Here is a 9,152-nt window from a genome sequence, read left to right as displayed (position 1 = left end):
GGGGGAAACAGTGTACTCCCTGACAAATTTATATATCAAATAAGCAAGTAAATACTGCTCTGCATCTGGAGTTCCTTCTTCAAACGCATCCTTGGAAAAACATATCTCCCTTTCAGGGTTTGTTAGCAGGTCCCAATGCTTCTTCTTAGGAACAAAGAGAAAAATTTGGTTATAAAGGTCATCTTTCTCAAAGAGTTTAACGCCCATTGTAGTCCTATGTGAGAAACCGATAAAAGAATACCAGGCTTTTGCCAACTCCTTATTATCAACAACTCGATCTTTCGTCTCACCCTTAAAATCACTTAATTTAACATTTCTATCCCTGATGGTTTTTAATCCTTCGAACTCCCCGTCTTTTCTTTGGTAAAACCATTTGAAAGGCAAATTATAGAATTTTTTCTTTATCTCTCTTTGTTCTCTTGAATTTGACTTTAAGTTCCGAGGGGACATAGGGTTCTGATAATTGGTAGTAATAACCAGTTCATTTATCAAATCTTTGGTTTTATCCTCGAGCTTTATTATCTTAACCTGGACCTTACACTCTTTATCAAATTGTTTCTTTTCATCATCCGATAGATCTCCATAAGCTCTCCAAATAGAAACCACCGTCTGACAGCCATTGATAATCTGAGGATCTTTAAGAGTAATTTTTCTCTTGTCGTCGGAGCATTTGTAAGAACTCGCTACTATCAAAATACCATTATTATAATGATGGAACTTTTTCCTTTTACTTGATTTTAATGTATTTATTATCTTCTTATTAACTCTTGAGTTTTTCAACTCATACCTGACATTCAAATCAAATAGATCCCATTTATCCTCCTCAAACGCTTTATAAACGCCAGTCGCATAAGCCAAACAATAGCAATAATCACTAAATCCTGAATATGATTTTTCCTCTATGTCTAAAGAAATCTTTATCTCACCTTTCTTTTTAGGTGGGCTTAGTTCTTCAATAATATCGCGCCATTGAAGCAATTTAATTCTTATATTTTTATCATCTCTATACTCCTCCTTTAATCTCTTAAACTCTTCCTCAGCATCTTTGGTTAGCTCTCCAAATACAGTTAAGGTGAAGTTCAGCTCTAATTCATCTCCCTCCCGATCCCTTATCTCTCTCTTAATATTGCTTCTTAAACTCTTTATCTCTTCCTTTGCACTTTCTGCAGGGACAGGGCCTAACAAGTAACTAATTGCTCCCCTTAACTCATACACTGCTTCTTTACCAAAAGTCTGTGGTTTATTTGGGGTTTTTTCCAAGGTATCTAAACTGGGAAACTTACATTGATAAATACCGTAATAATGAGAATCAGGATCAGCAATATAAAAATCTATCCCCTGATCATAAGGTCTATCTGTAAAAACAAACCCTCTTTCCTCATCTGTAGTCTCAAACAATTCAGCGATTAGATAATCGAAGGCATGATGTTCGTCATCAGCGTCTTCATAATTTTTCTCTATCTCTTCAATTCTGTTAATAATACTCCTCAAAAATTCTCTATATTCTTTATATTCAGTCATTTCACCCTCTCCCTTAATTTGAGATATAAGAACTTATTATTTATTTTATACCACAAAATAAAAAACAAGAAAAGAGGGATGAAAATACCGGGGTTCGGGGAGAGTTATAATCTATCTGCTACCGAGGAGAATGAGGATATCACCTAAAATAGATTATATGCCCTAAATTATCTATCACCGCTTATCAGTTAAAAGGGAGAAAAATCAAAAAAATCGCCATAAATAGGCACCCCGCGTGGGTGCTTATTTTTGCTCCTTTTAGGGATAAAAAACGAGGCTCTTCTCGAGCCCCGGGGAGGAAAAAACGATGCGATGTCTTATTTGGCAAAAAGGATCACATGGACATCGTCTATATCCTTCGTCCCCCCTGTTCTTCACGATCACATCGTAGAGCATCGGGGCGATCACCGGCACCCGAAGGACATAGGCGGTCTTGTTGTAGTTCGAGGGAAGACGCACAGTGAAGCTGTTCCTCGTTCTGTTCTCGCAGTTCGTATACTCCCGGATGAGAAGGGCACCAGCAGGCACGGAAACGGATAACAAAACGGTTATCTCGAGGTTGGCAACCGATTTCGCCTTCCTTCCCACGATGATGTGGAGGTAGTTATACCTGCTCACATCGAACGGCTTCCCCCCAGAGGTGATATAGCGATACTCCTTCCCCGCTCCGATGGTCACGCCACTCGCCAAGGTCTTGAGATAGCCAGCAGCACAACCTGCCTTCTTCACCGCCATCTTCTTCATCTTCATCATCTTCACCTGAGCGAATCCGCCCACCGCGAGAAGAAGGACCAAAACCGAAACCAATATAACCCTCATCCCTCTCCCTTTAAACATCTCAAAACCCTCCTTGTTTAGTTATTCTGATAAAAGCTTATAAAAAGAAGAGAGATAAGTCAAGAAAAAAATCAACTAAATTATCCCTTAGGATGTGGGGCATCCAGGATAAGGAGCGCCGTCTTCTTTCGGACAGGGGCAAGCCCTGTCCCTACATCGCCGGGATGAACCATCTACCAGAAAAGGGACACCGCCAAGAAGGCAAAAAACTCGTCCCGAAAATTGGCTTTTTCCCTTTAGGCATCGTCTTAGAATATGAAAGTTCTTGCTAAATAGAGAAGGAAAAAGTAAGCTATCTTATGGTGGGTAGCCGAGATCTTTAACTAAAATTGAAAATGAGCCTCAACCGGGCTATTTCGATTTTTAATAAGGAGTGAATGATATGAAGAGATACCCTAAGATTATCCTTTTCCTTCCCCTGCTGTTTCTTTTTATGTATATCCCAAACGGTTATTCCCAAGAGGCTAAACCCGACCTCGAGAAACTAAAGGAGAAGGCTCCCAAGGTGCTCATCGACTCTCGTGGCTGGGGCGTGGATTACGATTATATCAGGAACGAGATCACCTTCGTCAACTATGTTCGGGACCGGAAGGAGGCGGATGTCCACATCCTGATCACCACCCAGCGGACCGGAAGCGGAGGAATGGAATACACCATCGCCTTCATCGGCAAGGGTGAGTACAAGGACCTCAACAATACCCTGAAATACATCTCCCTTAAGACCAACACCGAGGACGAAAGGAGAAGGGGGCTGGTCCGGGTGCTGAAGATGGGTCTTGTCCCCTATGTGGCGCGAACCCCGATCTCCGAGGGGATCGATGTCCAATTCAAAGAGAAGGTGGAGCCCACCGCAGTAAAGGACAGATGGGACTTCTGGGTGTTCAACATCGGGATGCGGGGCAGTGTCAGCGGTGAGAAGATGAAGAGTTCGAAATTTCTATCGCTCGATTTTTCCGCCAACAGGGTGACGCCGGAGGCGAAGATCCAGATGGGTATCTGGAGCAATCTGAATACTGACGAGTTCAACATAGACGACGAGAAGATCAAAAGTTACTCCAGGACTATGAAGTTCGATGGCCTATTCGTAAAAAGCATAAACGAACATTGGTCCGCCGGGCTCTTCTTCTCCGTTTTCAGCTCCACCTACAGCAATATAAACTACTCCATCAACCCTGCCCCGGCAATCGAGTACAACTTCTTCCCCTACTCGGAATCGACCAGGAGACAGCTAAGGGTCCTCTATCGGGTGGGATATGATTATAGAAAATACAACGAGGAGACGATCTTTGAGAAATTACAGGAAAGGCTGTTCTCCCAAGCCCTCTCCCTTACTCTGGAGCTCAAGGAGCCCTGGGGAACGGTGGATACCTCGGTTGAGGGGTCCCATTACCTTCAAGATTTAAGCAAGAACCGGGTGAGGATTCGGTGCAACCTTTCCTTCAGGATTTTCAAGGGCTTATCCCTCGATATCTGGGGCAGGTACTCCCGGATCCACGATCAGCTCTCCCTCCCCAAGGGTGGGGTGAGTCTGGAGGAAATCCTTCTAAGGAGAAAGGAGCTTGCCACGAGCTACGATTATCGGATCTCCATCGGCTTCAGCTATACCTTCGGCTCCATCTACAGCAATGTGATCAACCCCCGCTTCGGGAGATAACCTCCTCTCCCCTCCTTCACCGGGTATCCCTTCATTCCATAAATCCCCTAAATGGGGATACCTTCATTTTTAGGCTTTATCCTCCCAATGAAACTCATCTATAATAAGTGAAAATTGGCTCATAGTCACTCCTTATAGCAAGAGGAGAAAAAGGGTTCCAAAAGAGGGGATAAAATGAATAAGGAAAAGGGCAAGCTTGAGGGAAAATTTAACGAGACGGGAAGGCTCAAGGTAGCCCGGAAGGTCTTCCTCTTAGCCTGGTGCTATTTCAGCCTTTATCTCCTTGTCCTTCTCGGCTCCTCCTATCTTTTGGGGACAAAACCGTATCTTTTCGGTCTTCCCCGCTGGGTTGCCATCGGAAACATCGTAGTCCCCCTCTTCTTCGTGATACTGCTCATCTTCGTGGCGGAAAGGTTCATCCCGGACATCCCCTTAACCGACGATGATGGAGGTCAAAAGGAGGAAAGAAGATGAACCCAGCAACCCTCTCCTTCTTCGCCTACACTGCGGTGCTCATCGCCATCGGGATATGGTCCTATCGAATCGTGGAGAAGGTCCCCATCTCGAAGTACGAAGAGGAGTTCTACGCTGCGGGCAGAGGCTTAGGGGGGATCATCGTCGCGTTGGTCATTGCGGGAGGATTGGCGAGCGCCGGCACCTTCATCGCCGGTCCTGGGATGACCTATGCCTATGGCTATTCCTGGGTGCTTATAAACAACTTCCAGATATTTATGAACCTCCTCCTTCTCGCCCCGATTGGGATCGTGGTCGGCATCGTGGCACGGCGGGTGAACGCGGTAACCTACCTCGATATATTCAGGGCGAGATACGAGAGCAAGCTGATAATCGTCCTGTTAGCGGTTTTGGTAACTGTGTTCCTTCTTCCCTATATGGCGACCCAATTCGTGGGGGCAGCGAGGGTCATCTCCCAGATGACCGGGATGGGATATTTCGCTTCGCTCGCTCTTGGCTCCCTGGTCGTCCTTCTCTACTCGGTTCTCGGCGGGATGCGGGGTACATCGCTCGCCACCCTCATTCAGGGGGCGGTCATTACCATCGGCTGTATCCTCCTCTTTTTCGGCACAGTGAGCTACGCCGGAGGGTTTGCCCGTTCCACCGCTATCCTGGCTAAGGAAAACATAAACCTCCTCTCCCCCACTATGGGGGGAAGATTCCCTCCCCTGTTCGCCTTTTCCATTGCCTGTCTCACCGGTTATTTCGTGGTCGGTATGCCCCATGCGATGCTCGGTGCCCTCACCTATAAGAACACGAGGGCGCTTAAGCGGGGGATCTGGCTTGGAGGGATACTGGTCTTCATCTGGACCCTTCTCCTCTGTATGTCCGGGGTGATAGGAAGGGCGATAAAGCCCGACCTCGCGGTGCCCGACGAAATAAGCCCCTGGCTGGCGATGCATGTAATGCCCAAGGCATTGGGCGGTGTCGTCCTCGCCGGGATCGTCGCCGGGATCCAGACCACGGTGGCAGCAATGGCGATAATAATCACCTCGAGCATCGCCAAGAACCTGCTCAAGGAGATAAAACCCGATGTCTCCGCCAGGGCGATGAAGCTCGCCTCGAGGCTCACTATGGGAGCCTGCCTCGCCATCGCCATAGGCTTAGCCCTGAAGCAACCGAAGCTGATCCAGTGGATAATCTTCTTCTCCATTGGGGGGCTGGAATCAGCCACCTTCGCACCGATACTCCTCGGAACCTTCTGGAAGAGGGGGAACAAGTGGGGCGCCATCGCCTCGATAGCCTGGGGGATGACGATATACGCCCTGGCGAACACGGTTGCTCCCTGGCTCGCCATCTTCGGGTCTCACCCATCCTTCATCTCCGTTGTAAGCGCGGTCCTCGTTTATATCGTGGTGAGCCTTATCACCCCTCCGCCGGAGGAGAGGGTCGTCCGCATCTTCTTTGCCGATCCTAAGGGGGCTTGAGGGAGAGGTTGGTCTTTCCGCCTTTTTAACGGGGAAATACCATAATGAGGGAAGCTTTTATTTCAAGGAGGTAAAGATGAAGGGAAAAATGAAGATTGTCAGCATCGATATCTACAAGGCGGATATCCCGTTCCACGAGCCCTTCCGGATAGCGATTATGGAGATCGTAAGTGCCAAGAGCCTGCTCGTCAGGATAAACACCGATGCCGGAATCTATGGCTTCGGCGAGGCGAACCCCACCTGGGGGATCACCGGGGAGACCCAGGAGATCGATCTGGCAGGAGCGGTCGATCTCGCCAAGCTCCTCATCGGCAAGGATCCACTCGCCATCGAGGAGCGGATGAGGGAGATAAACCGATTCCTCGTCCACAACTCCACCATAAGAAGCGCCTTCGATATGGCGCTCTACGACATCCTGGGAAAAACCGCGGGTCTACCCCTGTACGCGGTCTTCGGAGGGGGAAAAAGGACCTTCTTCAGCGATAATACCATAGGGATCGCCGATCCCGACTATATGGCGGAGAAAGCGCGCTCCTACAAAGAACGGGGCTTCAAGGCGATAAAGGTAAAGCTCGGCACCACTGCCAGGGAGGATATCAAACGGATCGAGAAGATCAGAAAGGCGATAGGAGAGGGTCTTCCTATCCGGATCGACGCCAACCAGGGGTGGGATTACCATACCGCGGTCACCGTGCTCAGGGCGCTTGAGCCGATGGGGATCGAGTACTGCGAACAGCCGGTTGCCCACTGGGATTACGAGAATATGCGCCGGGTAAGGGAGAAGACAACCATCGCCATTATGGCTGATGAATCCCTCTTCGACCATCACGACGCCATAAAGCTCGCCTCGATGGGCTGTTGTGATTACTTCAATATCAAGCTGGCGAAATCAGGAGGTCTTCATACCGCTTTAAAGATCAACGCCATAGCGGAGGGAGCGGGCATCCGCTGTATGGTGGGCTGTATGACGGAGACAAGGCTTGGCTTAACCGCAGGAGCGCATTTAGTTTCCGCCCGTCCCAACATCAGGTACGCCGACCTCGACGGCTGCTTTATGCTGAAGGAGGACCCGATTATGGGCGGAGCGAGCTACAGCGAGGGAGGAGAGATCACCCTTCCCGATGATCCCGGTATCGGAGCGGATATCGACCCCACCTTCCTCAAACGGTGTGAGGTGATCACCATAAAATAGATTGATGAGAAAAAGGGGAGCGGGATATAATTAATAGTTAACCCCAAAGAGGAGGGAGATATGAAAAAGGGGCTTAGACTTTTCACCATCATCAGTCTGATCCTCGCCCTCGCCATCGGGGCAAGCGCCTCAGGGGCAAAGGAGATAATCTCCAAGCCGAGGTACAAGGTTCGGATGGACCTTGGGGTGATGATCCCGATGAGGGATGGGGTGAGGCTCTCCACCGATTTCTACTTTCCGGATGCCAAGGGCAAGTTTCCCACCATCCTCATAAGGACGCCCTACAACAACAGCACCTCCCGCTACGACCGGTACGGCAAGTTCTACGCCAGCCGGGGCTATGTGGTGGCGATCCAGGACTGCCGGGGAAGATACGACTCCGAGGGCGAATGGGAGCCCTTCGTAAACGAGGGACGGGATGGCTATGACACCATCGAATGGATCGCCAAACAGCCCTGGAGCAACGGCAAGGTGGGGATGACCGGGGTGAGCTATGTCGGTATGGTCCAATGGCTGGCAGCAGCGGAGAACCCTCCGCATCTCACCTGCATTTTCAGCTACGGATCACCGAGCAACATCTACGGCGACACCTGGATCTGCAACGGCACCCTCTATCTGATGGATTCCATCACCTGGGCTTTCCTTATGGATGGGCGGACAAACCAGAACCTCGGGGTGAACGATTGGCTCAACCTGAAGGACCATCTCCCTATCATCACCTTAGATGAGTTTCTGGGAAGGAAGATAGACTTCTGGAAAAAGTGGCTCTCCCACCCCAACTACGACGAATTCTGGAAGAAACGGGGGATGGACGGGAAATACGAGAAGCTCGATGTCCCCGCGGTGAGCGTAACCGGCTGGTACGATGATGGCCAATTGGGGGAGTTAGCCAATCATTGCGGGTTGATGAAAAAGGGAAGCGATTTCGCCAAGAAGAACTCCAAACTCATCATCGGCTACTGGCGCCACGGAGGACCCTACCCTCACACCAACAATTACTACACCAAGCTCGGCGCTTTGGATTTCGGTCCCGATGCCCTGTTCGACCTCGAGACATACGAGCTCCGCTGGTTCGACTATTGGCTCAAGGGGTATGAGAACAACATTATGAACGAGCCCAAGGTAAAACTCTTCCTCCTCGGTGAGAACCGCTGGATAGACGAGGATGGCTGGCCCCCGCCCGATGCGGAATACACCAACTTCTACTTCCACAGCAAGGGGAAGGCGAATACCTTATTCGGCGATGGTAAGCTCGATACCACTCCTCCGGGCGATGAACCGCCGGATAAGTACACCTACGATCCAGCGGACCCCGTGCCCTCGATAAGGGGGGGACATGGTGCCCGGGGCGGTATCTCCTCCGATCCGGTGGATCAGCGGGTGAACGAGAAGCGGATGGATGTCCTCTGCTATACCTCCGATGTCTTAACCGAGGATGTAACCGTGGTCGGTCCGGTGAAGATCGTGCTTTATGCCGCCTCATCCGCGGTGGATACCGACTTCTGCGGTAAGTTGGTCGATGTCCATCCAAACGGCGCTGCTTACAATGTGTGCTATGCTGCCACCGGTTTGATATCGGCGAGGTTCAGGAACTCCTTTGAAAAGCCGTCCCTCATCAAGCCGGGCAAGGTATATCGCTACGAGATAATGCTAAGGCCTACGGGGATCGTCTTTAAGAAGGGGCATCGGATCCGGGTAGAGGTATCGAGCAGCGATTTCCCCATCTACAACCGGAACCTGAACACGGGGAAGGATCCCTACACCTCGACCGAGATGGTGAAGGCGCACCAGACGATCTACCACAATGCGAAATACCCCTCTCATATCGTCCTCCCGGTGATCAAGAAGAAAAAATAGAAATAAAAGGATAATTCTCCTTCCCTCCCCAACCTTTAGACTGTTGGGGAGGGAAGGAGAATTATCCTTTTATTTCTATTTTTTCTTCTTGATCACCGGGAGGACGATATGAGAGGGGTATTTCGCATTGTGGTAGATCGTCTGGTGCGCC

The 9,152-nt window shown here is 49.6% G+C and carries 7 protein-coding genes; 5 read left to right on the top strand and 2 right to left on the bottom strand.

The genetic code is table 11. The features are described 5' to 3' along the window. Both J7L64_07450 and J7L64_07445 read right to left on the bottom strand, forming a co-directional pair. On the bottom strand, nt 1–1,521 hold a 1,521-nt coding region (locus J7L64_07450), incomplete at its 3' end, for an AIPR family protein (GenBank protein MCD6452176.1). Nucleotides 1,522–1,779: 258 nt separating this feature from the next. Next, nucleotides 1,780–2,358: a hypothetical protein gene (locus tag J7L64_07445; GenBank protein MCD6452175.1), complete on the bottom strand. Its 579-nt coding sequence runs from the start codon at nt 2,356–2,358 to the stop codon at nt 1,780–1,782. A 382-nt stretch (nt 2,359–2,740) separates the two neighbouring features. Between J7L64_07445 and J7L64_07440 the strand changes: the two genes are divergently transcribed. From J7L64_07440 to J7L64_07420, 5 genes are all read left to right on the top strand, one after another. Further along, on the top strand, nt 2,741–4,012 hold the full coding sequence (locus tag J7L64_07440; protein MCD6452174.1) for a hypothetical protein: 1,272 nt from the start codon (nt 2,741–2,743) through the stop codon (nt 4,010–4,012). A 174-nt stretch (nt 4,013–4,186) separates the two neighbouring features. Beyond that, nucleotides 4,187–4,486: a DUF997 family protein gene (locus tag J7L64_07435; protein ID MCD6452173.1), complete on the top strand. Its 300-nt coding sequence runs from the start codon at nt 4,187–4,189 to the stop codon at nt 4,484–4,486. Next, nucleotides 4,483–5,952 (top strand): hypothetical protein, encoded by a 1,470-nt coding sequence (locus tag J7L64_07430; GenBank protein MCD6452172.1) that lies wholly within the window; start codon nt 4,483–4,485, stop codon nt 5,950–5,952. The genes J7L64_07435 and J7L64_07430 overlap by 4 nt, the downstream gene beginning before the upstream one ends. Nucleotides 5,953–6,040: 88 nt before the next feature. Then, nucleotides 6,041–7,144: a dipeptide epimerase gene (locus tag J7L64_07425; protein ID MCD6452171.1), complete on the top strand. Its 1,104-nt coding sequence runs from the start codon at nt 6,041–6,043 to the stop codon at nt 7,142–7,144. 60 nt (nt 7,145–7,204) lie between these two features. Beyond that, nucleotides 7,205–9,001, top strand: coding sequence for a CocE/NonD family hydrolase (locus J7L64_07420; protein MCD6452170.1), 1,797 nt, complete (start codon nt 7,205–7,207; stop codon nt 8,999–9,001). The last annotated feature ends 151 nt before the right edge of the window (nt 9,002–9,152 follow it).

The organism is Acidobacteriota bacterium (genome assembly GCA_021161905.1).
In the GTDB taxonomy this organism is placed as follows: Bacteria; Acidobacteriota; B3-B38; order Guanabaribacteriales; family JAGGZT01; genus JAGGZT01.
The sequence above is the reverse complement of the archived record's forward strand: the minus strand, read 5'-3'. Positions and strand labels throughout refer to the sequence as shown.